Origin of the sequence: Mycobacterium sp. PSTR-4-N, assembly GCF_022348085.1 — a bacterium.
In the GTDB taxonomy this organism is placed as follows: domain Bacteria; phylum Actinomycetota; class Actinomycetes; order Mycobacteriales; family Mycobacteriaceae; genus Mycobacterium.
In genome coordinates this window covers 51557-71568 of record NZ_JAKRFN010000023.1, presented here as the reverse complement: position 1 = coordinate 71568, position 20012 = coordinate 51557, and the positions used below count along the sequence as shown (strand labels likewise).

Annotated in this window: 19 protein-coding genes; 6 read left to right on the top strand and 13 right to left on the bottom strand. The window is 68.0% G+C overall.

All coding sequences use genetic code 11. From position 1 onward, the window contains the following. Position 1: 1 nt before the first annotated feature. The gene (locus MHN84_RS24285) at positions 2–1516 is read right to left on the bottom strand and encodes an NCS1 family nucleobase:cation symporter-1 (protein ID WP_241207073.1); all 1515 of its coding nucleotides are present in this window, start codon (positions 1514–1516) and stop codon (positions 2–4) included. A 223-nt stretch (positions 1517–1739) separates the two neighbouring features. On the opposite strand from MHN84_RS24285, the gene allB reads away from it, so the two are divergent. Next, entirely contained in the window at positions 1740–3101 is a 1362-nt protein-coding gene (gene allB / locus MHN84_RS24280; protein WP_241207072.1) for an allantoinase AllB, read from the top strand. A 19-nt stretch (positions 3102–3120) separates the two neighbouring features. Here allB and MHN84_RS24275 read toward each other — a convergent pair whose 3' ends face one another. Then, positions 3121–3750 carry a class I SAM-dependent methyltransferase gene (locus MHN84_RS24275; protein ID WP_241207071.1) on the bottom strand — a complete coding sequence of 210 codons (630 nt, stop codon included), beginning with the start codon at positions 3748–3750 and terminating at the stop codon, positions 3121–3123. Between the two features lie 23 nt (positions 3751–3773). Then, complete coding sequence (locus MHN84_RS24270) at positions 3774–5981, bottom strand: MMPL family transporter (protein WP_241207113.1); 2208 nt, start codon at positions 5979–5981, stop codon at positions 3774–3776. Positions 5982–6169: 188 nt separating this feature from the next. On the opposite strand from MHN84_RS24270, the gene MHN84_RS29750 reads away from it, so the two are divergent. Next, on the top strand, positions 6170–6301 hold the full coding sequence (locus MHN84_RS29750) for a hypothetical protein (protein ID WP_109777580.1): 132 nt from the start codon (positions 6170–6172) through the stop codon (positions 6299–6301). Positions 6302–6368: 67 nt separating this feature from the next. Here MHN84_RS29750 and MHN84_RS24265 read toward each other — a convergent pair whose 3' ends face one another. The 3 genes from MHN84_RS24265 to MHN84_RS24255 form a co-directional block, all read right to left on the bottom strand. Beyond that, the gene (locus MHN84_RS24265) at positions 6369–7358 is read right to left on the bottom strand and encodes a nitronate monooxygenase family protein (protein WP_241207070.1); all 990 of its coding nucleotides are present in this window, start codon (positions 7356–7358) and stop codon (positions 6369–6371) included. A gap of 61 nt (positions 7359–7419) precedes the next feature. Next, positions 7420–8172 (bottom strand): 3-hydroxyacyl-CoA dehydrogenase, encoded by a 753-nt coding sequence (locus tag MHN84_RS24260; RefSeq protein WP_241207069.1) that lies wholly within the window; start codon positions 8170–8172, stop codon positions 7420–7422. A 21-nt stretch (positions 8173–8193) separates the two neighbouring features. Next, on the bottom strand, positions 8194–9279 hold the full coding sequence (locus tag MHN84_RS24255; protein ID WP_241207068.1) for a CaiB/BaiF CoA-transferase family protein: 1086 nt from the start codon (positions 9277–9279) through the stop codon (positions 8194–8196). An 87-nt stretch (positions 9280–9366) separates the two neighbouring features. On the opposite strand from MHN84_RS24255, the gene MHN84_RS24250 reads away from it, so the two are divergent. Next, on the top strand, positions 9367–10176 hold the full coding sequence (locus tag MHN84_RS24250) for an enoyl-CoA hydratase (protein WP_241207067.1): 810 nt from the start codon (positions 9367–9369) through the stop codon (positions 10174–10176). A 116-nt stretch (positions 10177–10292) separates the two neighbouring features. On the opposite strand, the gene MHN84_RS24245 is transcribed toward MHN84_RS24250, so the two are convergent. The 3 genes from MHN84_RS24245 to MHN84_RS24235 are packed head-to-tail and all read right to left on the bottom strand — an operon-like array spanning position 10293 to position 12714. Next, positions 10293–11009: a lysostaphin resistance A-like protein gene (locus MHN84_RS24245; protein WP_374238418.1), complete on the bottom strand. Its 717-nt coding sequence runs from the start codon at positions 11007–11009 to the stop codon at positions 10293–10295. Next, complete coding sequence (locus MHN84_RS24240) at positions 11006–12157, bottom strand: NAD(P)H-binding protein (RefSeq protein WP_241207066.1); 1152 nt, start codon at positions 12155–12157, stop codon at positions 11006–11008. The genes MHN84_RS24245 and MHN84_RS24240 overlap by 4 nt, the downstream gene beginning before the upstream one ends. Positions 12158–12186: 29 nt before the next feature. After that, positions 12187–12714: a gamma carbonic anhydrase family protein gene (locus tag MHN84_RS24235; RefSeq protein WP_241207065.1), complete on the bottom strand. Its 528-nt coding sequence runs from the start codon at positions 12712–12714 to the stop codon at positions 12187–12189. Positions 12715–12795: 81 nt separating this feature from the next. On the opposite strand from MHN84_RS24235, the gene MHN84_RS24230 reads away from it, so the two are divergent. Then, on the top strand, positions 12796–13701 hold the full coding sequence (locus MHN84_RS24230; RefSeq protein WP_241207111.1) for an SDR family NAD(P)-dependent oxidoreductase: 906 nt from the start codon (positions 12796–12798) through the stop codon (positions 13699–13701). 121 nt (positions 13702–13822) lie between these two features. Continuing rightward, on the top strand, positions 13823–14566 hold the full coding sequence (locus MHN84_RS24225; RefSeq protein ID WP_241207064.1) for a fasciclin domain-containing protein: 744 nt from the start codon (positions 13823–13825) through the stop codon (positions 14564–14566). Positions 14567–14621: 55 nt separating this feature from the next. Here MHN84_RS24225 and MHN84_RS24220 read toward each other — a convergent pair whose 3' ends face one another. The 4 genes from MHN84_RS24220 to MHN84_RS24205 all read right to left on the bottom strand — a co-directional run bounded on the left by MHN84_RS24220 (position 14622) and on the right by MHN84_RS24205 (position 19092). After that, positions 14622–15764, bottom strand: coding sequence for an acyl-CoA dehydrogenase family protein (locus tag MHN84_RS24220; RefSeq protein WP_241207063.1), 1143 nt, complete (start codon positions 15762–15764; stop codon positions 14622–14624). Between the two features lie 10 nt (positions 15765–15774). After that, positions 15775–16578: a crotonase/enoyl-CoA hydratase family protein gene (locus MHN84_RS24215; RefSeq protein ID WP_374238417.1), complete on the bottom strand. Its 804-nt coding sequence runs from the start codon at positions 16576–16578 to the stop codon at positions 15775–15777. Continuing rightward, positions 16575–17720, bottom strand: coding sequence for an acetyl-CoA C-acyltransferase (locus MHN84_RS24210; protein WP_241207062.1), 1146 nt, complete (start codon positions 17718–17720; stop codon positions 16575–16577). The genes MHN84_RS24215 and MHN84_RS24210 overlap by 4 nt, the downstream gene beginning before the upstream one ends. A 67-nt stretch (positions 17721–17787) precedes the next feature. Continuing rightward, complete coding sequence (locus MHN84_RS24205) at positions 17788–19092, bottom strand: acetyl-CoA hydrolase/transferase family protein (RefSeq protein WP_241207061.1); 1305 nt, start codon at positions 19090–19092, stop codon at positions 17788–17790. A 133-nt stretch (positions 19093–19225) separates the two neighbouring features. Between MHN84_RS24205 and MHN84_RS24200 the strand changes: the two genes are divergently transcribed. Then, positions 19226–20011, top strand: coding sequence for a FadR/GntR family transcriptional regulator (locus MHN84_RS24200; RefSeq protein ID WP_241207060.1), 786 nt, complete (start codon positions 19226–19228; stop codon positions 20009–20011). Position 20012: the final 1 nt, after the last annotated feature.

The window sequence follows — 20012 nt, the reverse complement described above, 5'->3', positions numbered from 1 at the left end:
CCTAGTGCGTGCTCGCCACGGCGATGGGTTCGCCGGAGACGTCGGTGAACGGTCCCCGGCGATCGGCCACCAGCAGGTAGACGATCGCGCCGAGCCCCGCGCCGATGAACCAGGAGAACTCGGAGACGACCTTGAACGCCGGGACGAACGCCATCAACAGCGCCGCGACCGCGGTGATGACGAGTGCGACGACGGCACGCGTGTTGACGCCGTTCGTGTAGTGGTACTCACCGTTGGCGTCGGTGGTGAACAGGTCGAGCACGTTGATCTGCGAACGACGCACCAGCCAGTAGTCGGCCATGATGATGCCGAACAGCGGCCCCAGGATGGCGCCGAGCCCACCGAGGAAGTAATTGATCACAGCGGGCGAGTTGTACAGGTTCCACGGCAGGATCACCAGGCCGATGACGGCCGAGATGAGCGCTGCGCGACGGAAATTCAGGTGCTTCGGGAACAGGTTGTTCAGGGCGTAGATCGGGGCGACGAAGTTCGCCATCAGGTTGACGGCCACGGTCAGGATCAGCAGGGCAAGAGCCGCGAGTACCAGCAGCAGCGTGTTGGGCACTTCCTTGACGATGTCCGCGGGCGCTTCGATGATGCGCCCGTCGATGCGGAACTGGGCGCCGGCCAGCGTCACCACGATGCCGCCGAACACCAGCATGTTGAGCGGGATGCCCCAGAAGTTGCCCGCGATGATGGCGCGCTTCGAGGTGGCATTGCGGGTGAAGTCGCAGAAGTTGAGCACGAACGTGCCGTAGATCGCGACCCACAGGCTGGCGCCGCCGACGATCTGCAACCACATGTCGACACCGGTGAGTGAGTCGGGCGTCGTCCACGCGATGGACCAGTCGGCGCTGCTGAGCATCCAGATCGCCAGCGCGACCATCGTGATGAGGATGACGGGGCCGGCGAACGCCTCGTAGCGGCGGATCATCTCCATGCCGTAGCTGACGATGATCACCTGGACGACCCACAGTGCGACGAACGAGATCCAGCCGAGCGTCGACAGGCCCAGCACGCTGTTGGTGTCGAGCGTCGCGGCCGAGGGCGCGAGCGCGACGATCAGGATGCGCAGCACCACGGAGGCGAGGTAGGTCTGGATGCCGAACCAGGCGATAGCGACCGCACCGCGGATGACGGCGGGGATCTGCGCGCCGCGGATGCCGAACGAGATGCGGCTCATCACCGGGAACGGCACACCGGTCTTCTCGCCCATGAACCCGGACAGGCTCAGCAGCAGGAACAGGAACGCGCCACCGAGGCCCAGGACGAGCAAGATCTGCCAGCCGCCGAGCCCCAGGGCGAAGAGGCCGATGGCGAACGAGTAGTTGCCGAGGCTGTGCACGTCGTTGGCCCACAGGGTGAAGATGTTGTAGGCGCCCCACCGCCGCCCGTCGCGCTTGATGGGTGCGAGATCGGGGTTGTACAGCGTGGGGCTCACCTGGGCGGCCGCGGTGGTGTCGGCAGCAACGCCGCGACCTGAATCGTTGACGAGCCGGGGGGACTCTGTGCTCATGGACATGCCTGTCACGGTCGGAGCGCCGAGGACCGGCGCCGTCGCTGGAATTCCATCTGGTGGAACTTCTGTTCCACTGTGTCTCAAGTAACCCGCACGCAGGCGCCCCCTGTCAAGCGTCTGACGTGATTGACTGTGCCTCCGCTCACATCTACAGTCGCCCGAAGAGTGGAATACCAGTTCCACGATGAGGAAGTACTGTCCGTCGGAACGGAGGCCACCCATGACCGCCGACGCCACCACGAACCGAGAAGACTTCGACCTGGTCGTCCGCGGTACGCACACGCTGACGACCGCGGGGATCGTCGCCCGGGAGATCGGCATCCGCGACGGCCGCATCGTTGCGATCGAACCGCTGGGCAGCGGCCTCGCCGGTACAGAGACCGTGGAACTCACCGACGAGCAGGTGATGATCCCCGGCTTGGTCGACACGCACGTTCACGTCAACGAGCCGGGACGCACCGAGTGGGAGGGCTTCGACTCCGCCACCCGAGCCGCAGCGGCCGGTGGTGTCACCACGTTGATCGACATGCCGCTGAACTCGATCCCGCCGACGGTCAACGTCGACGCGCTGAACGCCAAACGCGCAGCGGCGTCGGGCAAGCTGCACATCGACGTCGGCTTCTGGGGCGGCGCGATCCCCGGCAACACCGGCGATCTGCGGGGCCTGCACGACGACGGGGTGTTCGGGTTCAAATGCTTCCTCCTGCACTCCGGCGTCGACGAATTCCCGCACCTCGACGCCGACGAGATGGAGAAGGACATGGCCGTGCTGGCCGGCTTCGACTCCATGATGATCGTGCACGCCGAGGACTCGCGCGCCATCGATCGCGCCCCGACGGCCGAGGGCGACCGCTACAGCCGGTTCCTGGCCTCCCGCCCGCGCGGCGCCGAGAACGTCGCGATCGCCGAGGTGATCGAGCGCGCGCGATGGACCGGCGCCCGCGCGCACATCCTGCACCTGTCGTCGTCGGACGCGTTGCCCATGCTCGCGACCGCCAAGCGCGACGGCGTCCGGATCACCGTCGAGACGTGCCCGCACTACCTGACCCTTCTCGCCGAGGAGATCCCCAACGGCGCAACGGCTTTCAAGTGCTGCCCGCCCATCCGTGAGGCGTCGAACCGGGAACTGCTGTGGCAGGGCCTCCTCGACGGCACCATCGACTGCATCGTCTCCGACCACTCACCGTCGACAGTCGACCTCAAGGACGTCGACAACGGCGACTTCGGCGTGGCGTGGGGCGGCGTCGCATCGCTGCAGCTGGGCCTGTCGTTGATCTGGACCGAAGCCAAACGCCGCGGGATTCCTCTCACCCAGGTCGTCGATTGGATGGCGGCCAAACCCGCCGCGCTCGCCGGGTTGACCACCAAGGGCAAGATCGCACTGGGGCACGACGCCGACTTCGCGATCTTCGAGCCCGAGTCCGCTCAGGTGGTCGACGTCCACAAATTGCACCACAAGAACCCCATCAGCCCGTACGACGGGCGCGCGCTGGCCGGCGTCGTGACCAGTACCTGGCTTCGCGGCAGGAAGGTCGACTTCACGACCCCGCTGGGGCGGATGCTGCGCCGCGGGGGCATCTAGCAGCGGCCGCGCTGATCTGTCAGGCCGGTTTCACCGCCCGGCCGATCGCGACCTCGGAGACGGGCAGCGGCACCCAGCGGGGCATCGTGTACTCCCGGCGCCCTTCGAGCCGGAACCCCGCCGCCGCGATGGTCTCCTCGGTGCGGCGATGCGTGTGGCAGTTGCCCGCCAGCCGCGGCCAGATCGTCGCGTCGGCGACCTTCTGCAGGCCACCCCTGGCCCCGGATTCGGCGACGTGCTCCAGGTAGCGCATCTCACCCCCGGGCTTCAGCAGGGAAAACAGTTGCCCGACAACGTCATCGGGATTCTCCACCGAGCACAGAACCAGGGAGCACACCACCGCGTCGAACTGCTCACCGGTGCCGAACCCCTCGACGGTGTCGGTGGTGAGAGTGACCGGCACCGCGGCCAGCGCTGCCGCGTGCTCGGCGACGACGGCCAGCCTGCGCTCGGGTTCCACGGCGACGACCTCGGTGACGGTGGCGGGATAGAACGCGAAGTTGGTCCCGGTGCCAGCGCCGACCTCGAGCACGCGGCCCGTCAGCCCGGCCAGATTCTCCCGGCGCAACCGCCGCACCGATTCCGGCTCCCGGGCCGACATCACGGTCCACATGCGCGCGAAGAACGGGTGATCGACAGTGGTCGCCATCAGTAGAGCTCCTCACACGCCCGTCAGTTCTCCCGCAATCCTATGCGTCGGTGCAGTCGGGCCAACGGCGCCGGGGCCCACCAGTTCCACCGACCCAGCACGTGCATGAACGCGGGCACCAGCAGCATCCGCACCAGCGTTGCGTCCGCGAGAACCGCCAACGTCAGGCCGACACCGAACATCCGCATGAAGGACACCTGCGCGGCGATCAGTGCCGCGAACGAGATCGCCATCAGAAGCGCCGCCGCGGTGACCACCCGGCCGGTGCGGGCCAACCCCAGCGCCACGCTCTCGTCGTTGGCCGCCGCGCTGCGATCCGAGGCCAACCAGTACTCCCGGATGCGCGAGACCAGGAACACCTCGTAGTCCATCGACAGCCCGAACGCGATGCAGAACAGCAGGACCGGCATGTTGGCCACCAGCGTGCCGGTCGGCGTCGTGCCCAGAGCCCCGAGATGGCCGTCCTGGAAGATCCACACCAGGGCACCGAATGCCGCCGTCAGAGACAACACGTTGAGCACCAACGCCTTCAACGGCAGCACCACCGACCCGGTGAGCAGGAAGAGCAGCACGAAGGTGATCGCGGCGATGACGCCGAGCACCGCGGGCAGCCGCGACGTGATCGATGCGGAGCTGTCGCGATTGATCTGGGCCAGCCCGGTCAGCATCGCCTCCCGGCCGGCGGGCGGTTCGATGGCGTGCAGCTGGTCGAGTTGGGTCTCCGATGCGTCGGAGAACAGCGGCGCGGTGCTGCCGACGGTGAGAAACGCTCTCCCGTCGGCCATTCCGGCGGCGGCACCCGGCGGCCCCACCTTCGTGCCGTCGCCGAACGTGCCGCCGGGTGCCGACACCGTCGTCACGTCACCGACCCGGGACAGCGCCGCCGCGTACCCGTCGAGATCCCCGGGTGTGACGCCACGAGTGTCGGGCAGCACGACGACCACGTTGTTCGACGAGTCGACCGCGAAGTTCTCCCGCATCTCGTCGCCGACCTGCCGCGCCGAGGCGGACTGCGGCAGCACCCGATCGTCGGGGAAGCCCCATTTCGCCCCGAGGAACGGCAGGCCCAACAGAAGCAGAAGTGCCACCACAGCCAGGCCGATCGGAATCGGGCGACGCATCACGAATGTCGTCGACCGATACCAGAACATCTGCTCGATCGGAACGGGTGCGGGATCGGGTCGCCGCAGAACCCGGCGCACCAGGCGCCGGACGTCGAGCGCATCGAGCCGGTCACCGGCGAGCACGATCGCCGCGGGGGCCACCACGATCGCGGCGAGCGCCGCGAACGCGACCACGGCGATACCTGCGTAGGCGAACGACTTCAGGAAGTACATCGGGAAGATCACCATCGCGACCATCGACAGCGCGACGGTCATCGCCGAGAACAGCACGGTGCGGCCCGCGGTCGTCATCGTGCGGATCAGCGCGCGCTCGCGATCGGCGCCGTCGGCGAGTTCGTCGCGGTAGCGGCTGATGATCAGGAGGGTGTAGTCGATGGACAGCGCCAGCCCCATGGCGATCGACAGGTTCAGCGCGAAGATCGACACATCGGTCACCAGCGTGACGGCCCGCAGCACCGCCATCGACCCGAGGATCGCGAACCCGCCGACGGCCAGCGGCAGACCCGCCGCCAGCAGTCCGCCGAACACCCACACCAGCACCACGAAGCTCAGCGGGATCGCGATCGACTCCATCAGCAGCAGATCCCGTTCGGTCTGCGCGTTGATCTGCACGTAGGTCATCGCGACACCGCCCGCGCGCACGGTCACGCCGTCACGGTCGTACAGCAGCGCCTCGTCGAGCTCCTCGGCGTGCCGCTGCGCGCCGGTCTCCCCGCCGGTGATGCCCGCGACGATCAACCCGGTCTTGCCGTCGCGACTGACCAACGCCGCCGCTGCCTGCGGCGGCGCCGTCCACGCCGAGCTGACCTGACTGACGTGAGGTGAGGCGGTCAGCCCCGCCACGATCTCGGTGGCGACCGGGCGGGCCGCCTCGATGCCATCGTCGGCGGTGACGCTGACCAGGAGGTCCATGTCGCCCTGATCGAAGTGATCGATGAGGATCTGCGACGCGCGGGCGGACTCGGAGGTGGGATCGCCGAACCCGCCGGCGGACAACTCGCCGGCCACCGGGATACCGAAGACGCCACAGGCCACCATGACCAGGGCCGCGACGGCGAGGATGCGGCGCGGGGCGGCGATGGCCGACGACGCGATCCGCTGCAGCACCTGGGCCTCCTGCGTTGACGCCGCCATCGTAGCGGCGCCTGCGACTGCCGAACCGAACCATGACGACCCCGTAATCACCGCCCGCGAGAGCACCGGGACCGGCAGAACCTACCCGCGGGTAAGAATTGCCACAGTTTTCCGAAACGAGGCTCAAAGATTCCTTAGAGCCCGTGGTTACTGTTCAGTACATGTGGATCGACGACACCAGTGCTGATGTCATCAAGGTTGATTTCGACGCCCTCTACCACGGCGATGTTCTCGTCGAGGGGCTGACGTCGGAGCAGCTCGACGACGAGCAGACCCTGCCTACCGCAGTCTGACAAAGAGCGCGCGCCCTCGACAGACGCGCGCTCTTCACCGCTGTACTGCGACTACGTCACGACCCTGCTAGACCGCTGTGGTCTGCGCGACCATCCCGGCCAGCCGGCCGCGGATCAGGTCCTCCGCCTCTGTGACAATGCGCGACACCAGCTCGCCCACCGTCGGAATGTCGTTGATCAGGCCCATGGCCGTGCCGACAGTCCAGATTCCCGCGTCGACGTCGCCGTCGTCGAACACCTTCCGGCCCCGCGAACCGGCCACCAGATCCTTGACGTCGTCGAACTGGCCGCCGCCGGCGAGGATCTGCACGACCTCCCGAGACACCACATTCGATGCCACGCGCGCCGTGTTGTGCAGGCTGCGGAAGATGAGCTCCGTACCCCGCTCGTCACCGGCGACGATCGCCTCTTTGACGTTGTCGTGAATGCACGACTCGACGGTGCACATGAACCGCGATCCCATGTTGATGCCGCCGGCCCCCAGGGCCAGCGCGGCCACCAGGCCCCGCGCATCGGCGAACCCGCCGGAGGCGATCATCGGGATCTCGATCTTGTCCGCGGCCGCCGGGATCAGCACCAAACCGGGGATGTCGTCTTCGCCGGGATGCCCCGCGCATTCGAAGCCGTCGATGCTGATGCCGTCCACGCCGAGGCTCTGAGCCTTGACCGCATGCCGCACCGAGGTGCATTTGTGCAGCACCTTGATGCCGTTGTCGTGGAACATCGGCAGGTGCGGCGCCGGGTTCGACCCCGCCGTCTCGACGATCGTGATGCCGGCGTCGACGATCACCTGGCGGTACTCGTCATAGGGCGGCGGATTGATCGCCGGCAGGATCGTCAGGTTCACCCCGAACGGCTTGTCGGTCAGATCCCGCGTCTTGGCGATCTCGTTGGCCAGATCCGCCGGCGTCGGCTGCGTCAGCGCCGTCAGGAAGCCCAGCGCACCCGCATTGGCTACGGCCGCAACGAGTTCCGCGCGCCCCACCCACTGCATACCGCCCTGGGCGATCGGGTGCTCGACACCGAAGACCTCGGTGAACTTGGTCTGAATCGTCATCGCTGCCCTCTTCTCTTCGCGCAAGCGCTCATCTGCGGCCTGATGCTCTTCGCGCAAGCGCTCATCGCGGCGCCATCCGGATCGCCCCGTCCAACCGGATCGTTTCGCCGTTCAGCATCGGGTTCTCGACGATGTGCGTGGCGAGTGCGCCGTACTCGTCGGGGTCGCCGAGGCGCGCCGGATGGGGCACCTGCTTGCCCAGCGAGGCCTGCGCCTCCTCGGGCAGCGAGCCCAGCAGCGGGGTCTTGAACAGGCCCGGCGCGATGGTGACGACACGGATCAGATCACGCGACAGGTCGCGGGCGATCGGCAGCGTCATGCCGACCACGCCGCCCTTCGATGCGGAGTACGCGGCCTGCCCGATCTGCCCGTCGAACGCGGCCACCGACGCGGTGTTGATGATCACGCCACGCTCGCCGGCAATGGGCTCGGTCTTGGCAATGCGTTCTGCCGCAAGGCGAATGACGTTGAACGTGCCGATCAGGTTGACCTCGACCACCTTGCGGAAACCGTCGAGCGGGAAGGGCCCCTCCTTGCCGAGGGTCTTGATCGCATTGCCGATGCCGGCACAGTTGACGTCGATGCGGACCGGGCCCATCTCCTCGGCCGCGTCCAGCGCCGCGGCCACCTGCTCGGGATCGGTGACGTTGGCCTCGACGAATTTCGCGCGCGGGCCGAGCTCCGCAACCGCCTCGGCGCCCTTGAGGTCGATCACGACGACGGATGCGCCGCGGTCCAGCAGGCGCTTCGTGGTCGCCAGACCGAGACCGGAGGCACCCCCGGTGACGACCGCGACAGCGTCCTTGATCTCCATTGATCGGTTCCTTTCTGTTGGCTAAACCCAGTCCTGCAGAACAGCTTCGGTGTCGGCGCCCGGCACACCCGGTGCCTTCGGGGCGTCGGGCACGGTGCGGGAGAACCGAGGCGCCGGCGCCGGGTACAGGTTTCCGTTCTCGCGGTAGAAGGTGTCGCGCTCGGTGTTGTGCGACTCGGATTCCACCTCGGCGAACGACAGCACGGGCGTGACGCAGGCATCGGTGCCGGCGAACACCGCGGCCCAGTGGTCGCGGTCGTGCGCGCCGAACGCGTCGGTCAGCCGCGCGCGCAGCTCAGGCCACCGGCTGACGTCGTTCTGGTCGGGCAGCTCGGCGGCGTCGAGGCCCAGCCCCTTGAGCATCTCGGCGTAGAACTGCGGCTCGATCGCCCCGACCGCGACGTAGCGACCGTCGGCGCAGGTGTAGGTGTCGTAGTAGGGCGCACCGGTGTCGAGCATGTTGGTTCCGCGCTCGTCGCTCCACATGCCGGTGCCGCGGAACGCCCACATCATCGCGGTCAGCACGCTGGAGCCGTCGACCATCGCGGCATCGATGACCTGGCCCTTGCCCGAGGTCTGGCGCTCATAGAGCGCGGCGAGCACACCGACCAGCAGGAACATCGATCCGCCACCGAAATCACCGACCAGGTTGAGCGGGGGTACCGGACGCTCACCCACCCGCCCGATCGCGTGCAGCGTGCCGTTGAGCGAGATGTAGTTGATGTCGTGGCCGGCCTGCTGAGCTCGCGGACCGTCCTGCCCCCAGCCCGTCATGCGCGCGTAGATCAGGCGCTCGTTGACCTTCGCGCAGTCCTCGGGACCCAGGCCGAGACGCTCGGTCACCCCGGGCCGGAAGCCCTCGATCAGCACGTCGGCCTTGGCGATCAGGCCCAGCACCTTCTCGACGTCGGCCGGGTCTTTGAGATTGGCGCCGATGGATCGCCGGTTACGCAGCAGGTAGTCACCGCTCGGCGCCCCGCCACCCTTGCCCGGACGTTCCACGCGCACCACGTCGGCGCCCAGGTCGCCGAGGATCATCGCCGCGTGAGGGCCGGGACCGATGCCCGCCAACTCCACCACGCGCAGTCCCTGCAGAGGTCCAGCCATCTCCACCCGTCCTTCGTCTCGGTCGCTCGGTCGAGCCCGACATAGCTTACTTGTATAACCTTCTCGACCCACCTAGGGTGCCTGACTATGGCGACGACGCAGGAATACGTGGGTATCGACGACCTCCGGGTGAGCCGCGAGGGAGGCATTTTGACTGCGACATTGCATCGCCCGGACAGCCTGAACTCGCTGACCGCCCCCATGCTGAACACGCTGGCCGACGCGCTGGATCGCGCCGCCGGCGACCCCGAGGTGCGGGTGGTGCGCATCGAGGGCGCCGGGCGCGGATTCTCCTCAGGGGCAGGCATCAGCGAGAGCGACCACGCCGATCCGGGTGCGTCGGGCACGCCGGCCGAGGTCCTCGACGCGGCCAACCGGTGCATCCGCGCGATCGTGGCCCTGCCGCAGCCGGCGGTCGCGGTGGTGCAGGGCGCCGCAGCGGGCGTCGGAGCATCGCTGGCGCTGGCCTGCGATGTCGTATTGGCTTCGGAGAAGGCGTTTTTCATGCTTGCCTTCACCAAGATCGGGTTGATGCCCGACGGTGGCGCCTCGGCGTTGATCGCCGCGGCGATCGGACGCATCCGCGCGATGCGGATGGCGCTGCTGGCCGAGCGCATTCCCGCCGCTGAGGCCTTCGACTGGGGGCTCGTGAGCGCGGTGTATCCGGCCGACGATTTCGCCACCGAGGTCGACGCGGTGATCGCGCGGCTGGCACGCGGACCGGCCGTCGCACTGCGCAAGACGAAGGACGCCGTCAACGCCGCGACGCTGACCGAACTCGAAGGCGCTCTGGAGCGCGAGAAGCAGGGTCAGCTGATCCTGTTGAACGCCAACGACTCTCGCGAAGGGATGCGCGCCTTCCAGCAGCGCCGAGAGCCGAACTTCACCGACTCCTGACCCCCTTCCCGCCCAAACCGACGTTCGGGCGGGAAAGTGCGAGAAGAACGCACCATTTCGTCGATCTCGGCGCAGGCGCAAGGCTCGACGCCCGGGCGGTTGCGATACCCGCCGGCTCAGACGCCGAACATCGGCGGCAACGCGAGCACCATCACCAGACCCCAGAAGAAGTGCGTCAACATCGGGGCGAGCACTCCCCCGGTGGCGCGCCGCTCCAACGCGCACACGGTGCCGAGGATGATCGCCGCGAAGCCCAGCATCGGGTTGCCGGTCGTGACCGCTGTGGCGATCACGTACAACACTGTCGACACGATCACCGGCTTGTACTTCCACAGCGCGGTGTACAGCGCGCCTCGGAAGAACATCTCCTCGGCCACGCCGTTGATCACCGTGATGAACGCGATCGCCCACAGTGGTGCGGTGTTGACGTACTCCAGCACGCTGGTGATGTAGTCGCGCACCGGGGGAATCTGACGTGCGACCAGCGCGCCGAGGACGAACACCGCGCCGAGACCGAGGCCGACGCCGGTACCGGTGATCACCGGGCGCTGGTTGCGGCCGCGGAAACTCACGTGCCCCCAGTGCAGTGGACCGGAGAGAAACGCCCCGATCGCCCAGACCGCGGCCAGCGCGAGCGTGAGCCACACGAACGAGCTGTCGCCGGGCGGGAGACTGAGCGAATAGCCCAGCAGCGCCGCGCCGATCAGCAAGAACACCCCGACGACGAACTTGCGCCGGGTGACCATCGACGGCGGTTCGTTGAACGCAGGCGCCTTGGTGCGCGCGATCTGCTTGATCTCGCCGGACAGCGGCGTGTGCTCTGAACTGTTCACGCAGTACTCCCCTTGGGCACCAGTCCGATCAGGTGATCGAGACCGGTGCGGACGGCAGCGGCAACGGGTTTGGGCACCAGTCCGATCAGGCCGAGCACCGGCTGGACGACGTGAGGGGTGACGGCGCAGGCGAGTTGGCGCAGCCGCAGCGCGTCCCCGCCCGCCCAGTCCGGATCGGTGTCGGCGAGGTGGTGGGGGTCGGCGAGCTCGTCCACGGGCCGGCGTGCCGGACTGGTCACCGCGGCGCGGATCGCGTCCTCGATGCTCGTGAGGCCGTCCGGCGGATCGGGGACAAGCCCGGAGAGCCCGTCCTGGGTCGCCATCATCGGGAAGTCCAGCGATTCGATGAGGTCGCCCGCCAAGCCGCCGGGTACGGGCAGGATGACGCCGCTGAACATGGACACCAGGCCGGTGTCGATGCCGTACACCGGTACCGGTGTGCGCCAGATCCCGGCGATGCGCGCATAGGTGCGCAGCAGGTCCCCGTACGTGGTGGTCTCGGGGCCGCGGACGTCGTACGAGCCCGCGGGAACCTTGCCGTCCGCGGCGGCGACGAGGTAGTACACGACGTCGCGGACCGAGATCGGGTCGATGGGGTTGGCCGACCATTCCGGCATCGGCAGCAGCAGAAACCGGTCGGCGACGTAGCGCATCATCTCGAAGGACGTCGACCCGGCTCCGAGCACGATCGCCGCACCGAGCCACACCACGTCCGGCCCGCCGTCGACGTGCAGTGCGTGGGCGACCTCGGCGCGGCTGGAGAGGTGCTCCGAGAGCGGCCCACCGTCGGGTGCTTGCGGCACGAAACCGCCGAGATAGACGATGCGGCGCACCCCCGCGGCCTTCGCTGCCTCGGCCACGTTGGCTGCGGCCTGATTGTCCGCCTCCCGGAAGCCGGGCTGCCCGATGCCGTGCACCAGGTAATAGACGACGTCGACCGGTCCGGCCTCATCGAACGCCCGGCGCGCGGAGGCGGCGTCACCTGCGTCCAACTCGACCGTCGAAACCCGGTCGTACCAACCGAATTCGCTCAGCCTCTGCGGGTGACGGCTGACCGCGACGACGTCGTCCCCGTTTTCCAGAAGCGCCGTGACCAGTCGCGAGCCGATGTAGCCACTCGCGCCGGTGACCAGAGTCCGATTACCCACGGTAGGTCTTTACCCCAACGACCCCGATGTCAGACGTTGCCTGTGTCACGGTGCAGTTTGACCAGCTCCTGGTACACAAGAGCGTTCGTCTTGATGCCTTCCTTCTCCGCGTCGGCGAGCTCGCGGCGCACTTTCGCGGGCACCCCGGCCACCATGTGCCCGGGCGGGATCTCCGCGCCCTGGGACACCACCGCCCCGGCCGCGATCAGACACCCCGCACCGATGCTGGCTCCGTTGAGGACCACCGCCCCCATCCCGATCAGCGTGTCGTCGCCGATGGTGCACCCGTGCAGCACCGCGTTGTGCCCTACCGTCACGCCGGCGCCGATGCGCGCCGGGAAACCCGGGTCGACGTGGATCGTCACGTTGTCCTGGATGTTGCTGCCCGCCCCGATCTCGATGTCCTCGGTCTCGGCGCGCAGGGTGGCGCCGTACCAGACGCTGGCCCCCTCGGCCAGGATGATCCGGCCGACGAGGGTGGAGTTCGGCGCGGCCCAGCTCTGCGGATGCAGCTGCGGTGCGTGCCCGGCGATGGGAAGGATCAGTGGCTCCGGCATGGCGCCATCGTAGGGTCGGCTGCGACGTCGTCGGCGGGCGCGTGCGATCCTCTCGTCGTGAGCGCCTCCGATTCGACGACGATGTCGACCCCCACCGCCCTGCAGATCGTCGAGGACGTCGATCTGACCGGTAAGACCGTCGTGATCACCGGCGCGACGTCGGGACTGGGCCGCGAGTCGGCCCGATGCCTGGCACGCACGGGTGCGCGGGTGATCCTGACGGGTCGGGACGCGGCGGCGCTCGCCGAGACCGAGTCATGGGTTCGCGACCAGGAGCCGAAGGCACTGACCGCGACGGTGCGGTTGGACCTCACCTCGCTGGAGTCGGTGAGTGCGGCCGCGGCGGAGATCAGCGACCTCACCCCGGCCGTGCACGTCCTGATGAACAACGCCGGGGTGATGTTCACGCCGTTCGAGCGCACCGTCGACGGATTCGAGCTGCAGTTCGGCACCAATCATCTGGGCCACTTCGAACTGACCCGATCGCTGCTGCCCGCCCTGGTCGCCGCTGACGGCGCGCGGGTGGTGAACCTCTCCTCGGAGGGCCACCGGCTCGGCGACGTCGACCTGGACGATCCCAACTGGGAACGACGCGACTACGACAAATTCACCGCGTACGGCGCCTCGAAGACGGCCAACGTGTTGCACGCCGTCGAACTGGACCGTCGCCTGCGCGACAGCGGTGTGCACGCCTACGCGGTACATCCCGGCATCGTCGCCACCTCGCTGGCCCGGCACATGGACGAGCAGGACTTCGCCGACTTGAACCAGCGGGGCCGCACCAACCGGCAGTTCACCACGCCGGAGTACGGCGCGGCGACACAGGTGTGGGCCGCCGTCAGCGACGAGGTGGCCGCTGCCGGGGGCGTCTATCTGTCCGACTGCGCAGTCACCGAGGCGGCGCCGTATGCCATGGACGAGGCGCGCGCACTGGAGTTGTGGCAGCTCTCGGAGCAGCTCTGCACACCTGCTGTGGGCGCGCGATAAGCCCTGGTCAGGGGCTCTCCTGTAACACGTCGTGGCCCAGCCGCGACACATTCTCGACTTGGTCGTGACCCGAGCGTGCGCATAGCATGCCAAGCGACCTGACGAGCATGAGGAGCAGAACGTGAAGACCCGCCCCAGCAAGGCCATCGGCATCGCTGCGAGTGCCGCCGCGATCGCCCTGTCGGTTCCGCTGGCTGTCACCGCATCCGCCCAGCCGACGACCACGACCGTGACGGCCGAGATCCCCGACCCGCAGGGTCCGCAGTGCGATCCGTTCAAAAAAGCGGTGCCGAACTGGAAGAGCCTGAACAACGTCCCGGTGAGCAAGGCGCTGGCCGCCATCCCGGACATCAGTTCGTTCAACGCCGCGGTGTCGGGTCAGCTGAACCCGGCGGTCAACATCGCCCCGGTGCTCGACAACGGCCCGTTCGTGGTGTTCGCCCCCACCAATGAGGCGTTCGCCGAGCTGCCGCCCGAGCAGCAGGAGGTGCTGCGCACCGATCCGGCCGCGCTGACCAGCCTGCTCTACTACCACGTGTTCCTCGGCCTGCTGGGCCCCGATGACGTGAAGGGCCAGCGGCCCACCCAGGAGGGCACCGAGATCGAGGTGACCGGCTCCGGTGGTGACCTGAAGGTCAACGAGACCACCAAGGTGTTGTGCGGCGGCATCCAGGCGGAGAACGCACGGATCTACCTGGTCGACCACGTGCTGAACCCGGCGGACGCACCGGCCCCCACGACACCGACGTCCACGAGCACCTCGGCCGTACCGACCAGCACGTCGGCGACCCCGACGAGCACGCCGGCTGCGCCGCTGCCCGCCGAGACGTCCACCACTCCAGCCGCAGAAGCCCCGATTGGTTAGTGACTTCGGCGTGGTTGTCGTCGCTCAGCGATGACAACCACGCCGAAATCGCTGTTCACAGGCCGAGATCGCGGCCGATGATCTCTTTCATGATCTCGGTGGTGCCGCCGAAGATCGTCATGATGCGACCGTCGACGTAGTCACGGCAGACGCGGTACTCCATCATCCAGCCGTAGCCGCCGTGCAGCTGCACGCACTGGTCGACGACCTTCTTGGCGACCTCGGTCGCCCACCACTTCGCCTTTGCCGCTTCGACCGCGGTCAGCTCGCCGTCGACGATGGCCTGCAGGCACCGGTCCACGTACTGCTCGGTGACGTCGAGCTCGGTGTCCATCTCCGCGAGCAGGAACCGGTTGTGCTGGAAGCTGCCGATCGGCTGGCCGAACGCCTTGCGATCCTTGGCGTATTGCAGTGTCTGGCGCCAGGTTTCGCGCGCCCCGGCGATCGCGGAGATCGCGATCGAGAGCCGCTCCGAGGGCAGGTTCTGCATCAGGTGGTAGAAGCCGCGGCCCTCCTTGCCCAGCACGTTGTCGTTCGGCACCCGGACGTTCTCGAAGTGCAGCTCGGCGGTGTCCTGGGCGTGCATCCCCATCTTGTCGAGCTTGCGGCCGCGGGTGAACCCGGGCATGTCCCGCTCGACCACCAGCAACGAAAAGCCTTTGTGGCCGGCCTCGGGATCGGTGCGCGCCACGACGACGACGAGGTCGCTGTTGATGCCCGAGGAGATGAACGTCTTGGACCCGTTGAGGATCCAGTCGTCCCCGTCGCGTACGGCCGAGGTGCGGATGCCCGCGAGGTCGCTGCCCGCGCCCGGCTCGGTCATCGCGACGGCGATGATCGTCTCGCCGCTGGCGATCCCCGGGAGCCACCGTGCCTTCTGCTCATCGGTGGTGAGGTCCTTGAAATACGGTGCGACGACGTCGTTGTGCAGGCTCAGTCCGGGTCCCGGCACACCGGCCTTGGCGATCTCCTCGTCGATGACCGCGTTGAACCGGAAGTCGTCCGAACCGCCGCCGCCGTATTCCTCGGGCATGTTGAACCCGATCAGGCCGTGCTTGCCCGCCGCGACATAGGCCGACCGGTCGACGATGCGATCGGCTTCCCACTTCTCGGCGTTGGGCACCAGCTCGCTCTCGATGTATCCGCGTACGGTGTCGCGGAACGCCTCGTGCTCGGCTTCGTAGATGGTGCGCTTCATATCGACTCCCTTACTTGGCTTTCCAGACCGGCTGGCGCTTCTGCGCGAACGCGAGCGGGCCTTCCTGCGCGTCCTCGGAGCTGAACACCACGATGGCTTCGCGCATCGTGCGGGTCCAGCCGGCTTCCTCGTCGACGACGACGCCGTCATCGGCGCCGCGGGCGACCCGCTTGCTGGCCTGCACGGCCAGCGGAGCGTTGACGGTGATGCGTTCGGCCAGGGCGAGTGCGGCGTCGAGCGCCGTCCCGTCCGGCACCACCTCGTTGACCAGTCCCCAGCGCTGCGCGTCGGCCGCGCTGATCGGCTCTCCGGTGAGCATCATCTGCATCGCGACCTTGCGCGGGATCTGCTCGACGATCCGGAACACTCCGCCCGCGCCGGCGATCAGGCCCCGCTTCACCTCGGGCAGACCGAATGTCGCGCTCTCCTGCGCGACGACGAGGTCACTGGCCAGCGCCAGCTCGGTGCCGCCGCCCAGCGCGGTACCGTTGACCGCCGCGATGGTCGGCTTGTCGATGAAGTGCCGGACGTAGCCGGCGAACCCCCACTTGGGACGGTCGGGGTGGCCGATGTTCTCACCGCGCGAGAGCGCCTTGAGATCGGCTCCGGCACAGAAGGATTTGTCCCCCGACCCGGTGAGCACGACGGCCCACACGTCGGGATCGTTCTGCGCTTCGTCGAGGGCGTCACCGAGGGCGATCGAGACCGCAGAGTTGATGGCGTTGCGGGCCTCGGGCCGGTTGATCGTGATGACCATGACGTTGCCGCGCCGCTCGACCAGTGCGCCGGGCTGGGGCTGGGACGCCTCGGTCACAGCAGCTCCAAGATGGTCGCGTTGGCCTGTCCGCCGCCCTCGCACATGGTCTGCAGTCCGTACTGAATCCCGTTGTCGCGCATGTGATGGAGCAACGTGGTCATGATCCGGGCGCCCGAGCCGCCGAGCGGGTGGCCGAGTGCGATCGCCCCGCCATTGGGGTTGAGCTTCTTCTCGTCGGCGCCGATGTCCTTGAGCCACGCCATCGGAACGGGCGCGAAGGCCTCGTTCACCTCGAAGGCGCCGATCTGATCGATCGACAGCCCGGACCGCTTGAGCGCCTTCTGTGTCGCCGGGATCGGCGCGGTCAGCATGATCACCGGGTCGGCGCCTGCCAGCACCGCGGTGTGCACCTTCGCCAGCGGCTTGAGGCCGAGCTCCTTGGCCTTCTCGGCCGACATGAACAGCAGCGCCGCCGAGCCGTCGGAGATCTGAGAGCTGTTGCCGGCGTGGATCACCCCGTCCTCACGGAACGCGGGCTTGAGCTGACCCATCTTCTCCAGCGTCGTGCCGCGCCGGATGCCCTCGTCGGTGAGGACCGGATTACCGTCCTGGTCTTTGATCGCCACGATCTGACCCTCGAACGCGCCGGCATCCTGTGCCGCAGCGGCCTTTTCGTGCGAGTCGAGGGAGTACTGGTCGAGATCGGTGCGGCTGAACCCCCACTGCTCGGCGATCATCTCGGCACCGATGCCCTGGTTCGGCGTCTTGCTGTAGCGGTCCTTGAACCCGGCGGGGTACGGGTTTCCGCCACCGGCCAGCGATGAACCCATCGGGGTCCGCGACATCGACTCGACGCCACCGGCGACGACGACGTCGTAGTGTCCGGCGACCACGCCGGCCGCGGCGAAGTGCACCGACTGCTGGCTCGATCCGCACTGCCGGTCCACGGTCACCCCGGGCACCGACTCCGGCCAGCGGGCCGTCAGCAGCGCGGTGCGGGCGATGTCGAGCGCCTGCTCACCCGCTTGCATGACGCACCCCCAGATGACGTCGTCGACCAGTGCCGGGTCGACCCCGGCTCGCTCGACCAGACCGTTGAGCACCTGTGCGGACAGCTCGGCCGGATGCACTCCGGAGAGGCCTCCGTTGCGCTTGCCGACGGGTGACCGCACTGCCTCGACGATGACGGCTTCAGGCATGGAAGACACTCCTTCATTGGATGGATTCTTCGAAGTTAAACGAACAAGGTTTACTAGGTCAACTTGCTCATTGGCGGCGCGCGGCACGGTCCGCCGCGTCGATCAACTCGTCCCGGAACAGCGGATGCGCGATCGCGGCCAACGCGTGCCCGCGCTCGCGCACGGTGAGCCCTTCGAGCTCCGCGGCGCCGTATTCGGTGACGATGACGTCGACGTGGTGGCGGGGTGTCGTGACGAGCGTGCCGGGAGCGAATTGCGCCACGATGCGCGAGTGCGTGACGCCGTCGCGTTCGAACGTCGACGGCAGGCAGATCAGCGACCGGTCGCTCAACTCCAGGCCGACTCCGGCCACGAAGTCCTCGGCCCCGCCGATCCCACTGAACTGTTCGTCGCCGATGGTGTCGGCCACGACCTGGCCGTGCACGTCGACCGCGAGCGCGCCGTTGATCGAGATCATGTCGGTGTTGGCCGCGATGACCTCGGGGGCGTTGACCACCTCGACGGGAAGGAACGCGACGTCACGGTTGCCGTCGAGCCAGGTGTAGAGATCGGAGGAGCCCAACGCGAACGTCGTCACACTCACGCCGTCGTACTGACCCTTGCGCGCGTTGGTGACCTTGCCCGCCTGATGCAGTCGCATGCAGCCGTCGGTGAACATCTCGCTGTGTACACCGAAGTCACCGACGTCCCCGTCGGCGAGCATCGTCGCGATCTGGCTCGGGATGGCGCCGATCCCGGTCTGCAGCGTGGCCCCGGAGCCGATGAACCCGACCGCGTGCCGGGCGATCGCGACGTCGGTGTCGGTGGGCGCCGCAGCAGGGAGCGCGAGCGGCGGCTCGGCCGACGGGATCAGCACATCGATCTCGTCGACGTGCACCGCGTGGCGGTATTGCTCACCCCAGCCGCCGGTCCGCGGAAACGCTTCGGAGGCTTCGACGATCAGCAGCCGGTCCGGATCGGCGCCGGCCCGGTGCAGTTCGGCGACGGTGGCACCGGCATGCAACGACAGCGAGCACCACCCGTCGGAATCAGGGGGTGTCGCGACAGTGGCCATCACGCGGGGTCGCTGACGTTCCAGCAGCGGCCCGAAGCGACGGAAGTCCGCGGGCATGAAATCGACGTCTGCGCCGGAGTCGCGCAGGGCCCGCTCCAGGGGACCGTAGAACCCCGACACGTAACGGACCCCCGCGCGGGAGAAGAGTTCGGTCCCCACCGCCAGCAGCGCGCCGTACACCCGCAGGTCCGTCCAGTCGGTGCGCTCGCCGAGGGCGCGCAGGAAAGCCGGCGGCTGCCCGGGCCCGAGCGGAATTCCCAGCGTGTCGACGGGCTGCAACCGCTCGGCGGCTCGCTCGACCGTCACTTCCTCCGGCATGCCGATACCCTGCCACGCAGATCACTGCGCCCGACGGACAAACGCGGAAGGATTCCGGCCGGCCGACATGGTTTACTGAGTTGCACAGCTCACCGCACCCGCGGTGGCCCGACCCAGTTGACGTGGAGACATCGTGACGCGGAGTACCCGGTTGGCGCCGATGATCGACGCTGCCGGTTCGCGGTCAGGTGTGCGGTCACCCAAGACCGCCGAACTGGTCGCGGGCACGCTGCGGCGCATGGTGGTCGATGGTCAGCTGACCGACGGTGACTTCCTGCCCAACGAGGCCGAACTGATGGCCCACTTCGGCGTGAGCCGACCGACGCTGCGCGAAGCCGTCCGCGTGCTGGAGTCCGAGCGGCTGGTCGAGGTGCGGCGCGGATCTCGCACCGGAGCGCGGGTGCGGGTACCGGGCCCCGAGGTGGTTGCGCGGCCCGCGGGATTGCTACTGGAACTGTCCGGCGCCACGATCGCCGATCTGCTGACCGCCAAGGCAGGCATCGAACCCTTGGCGGCGCGGCTGCTCGCCGAGTCCGGTTCGGAAGAGTCGTTCGCCGAACTCGACACGCTGCTCGAGGATCTGGTGGCCCAGGGCTGCGAGTCCGACCGGCTGGCCGAGAACACCGGCGCGTTCCATCTGCGCGTGGTGCAGCTGTCGGGAAACGCGACGCTGTCCATCGTCGCCGGCATGCTGCACGAGATCACGGTGCGGCACACCGCCTTCGTGTTCAACGAACGCAGGCCCGTCTCGAAAGCCGACTATGACAAGCTGATCCGGTCCTACCGCAAGTTGATGACCTACCTGCGGGCCGGTGACGCCGCCGGTGCCGAGCAGCATTGGCGCAAGCACCTCGACGTGTCGCGAGAGCTCCTGCTCACCGGCCTGGAGAGCGTGCCGATCCGCGACGTGATGGGCTGAG

Bases quoted from the DNA above. Each gene is read 5' to 3' on its own strand.
- MHN84_RS24275 (WP_241207071.1), bottom strand. From the start codon at position 3,750: ATGGCGACCACTGTCGATCACCCGTTCTTCGCGCGCATGTGGACCGTG.
- MHN84_RS24220 (WP_241207063.1), bottom strand. From the start codon at position 15,764: ATGAAGCGCACCATCTACGAAGCCGAGCACGAGGCGTTCCGCGACACC.
- MHN84_RS24210 (WP_241207062.1), bottom strand. From the start codon at position 17,720: ATGCCTGAAGCCGTCATCGTCGAGGCAGTGCGGTCACCCGTCGGCAAG.
- MHN84_RS24255 (WP_241207068.1), bottom strand. From the start codon at position 9,279: ATGGCTGGACCTCTGCAGGGACTGCGCGTGGTGGAGTTGGCGGGCATC.
- MHN84_RS24250 (WP_241207067.1), top strand. From the start codon at position 9,367: ATGGCGACGACGCAGGAATACGTGGGTATCGACGACCTCCGGGTGAGC.
- MHN84_RS24265 (WP_241207070.1), bottom strand. From the start codon at position 7,358: ATGACGATTCAGACCAAGTTCACCGAGGTCTTCGGTGTCGAGCACCCG.
- MHN84_RS29750 (WP_109777580.1), top strand. From the start codon at position 6,170: ATGTGGATCGACGACACCAGTGCTGATGTCATCAAGGTTGATTTCGAC.
- MHN84_RS24260 (WP_241207069.1), bottom strand. From the start codon at position 8,172: ATGGAGATCAAGGACGCTGTCGCGGTCGTCACCGGGGGTGCCTCCGGT.
- MHN84_RS24205 (WP_241207061.1), bottom strand. From the start codon at position 19,092: ATGCCGGAGGAAGTGACGGTCGAGCGAGCCGCCGAGCGGTTGCAGCCC.
- MHN84_RS24230 (WP_241207111.1), top strand. From the start codon at position 12,796: ATGTCGACCCCCACCGCCCTGCAGATCGTCGAGGACGTCGATCTGACC.
- MHN84_RS24285 (WP_241207073.1), bottom strand. From the start codon at position 1,516: ATGAGCACAGAGTCCCCCCGGCTCGTCAACGATTCAGGTCGCGGCGTT.
- MHN84_RS24235 (WP_241207065.1), bottom strand. From the start codon at position 12,714: ATGCCGGAGCCACTGATCCTTCCCATCGCCGGGCACGCACCGCAGCTG.
- allB (WP_241207072.1), top strand. From the start codon at position 1,740: ATGACCGCCGACGCCACCACGAACCGAGAAGACTTCGACCTGGTCGTC.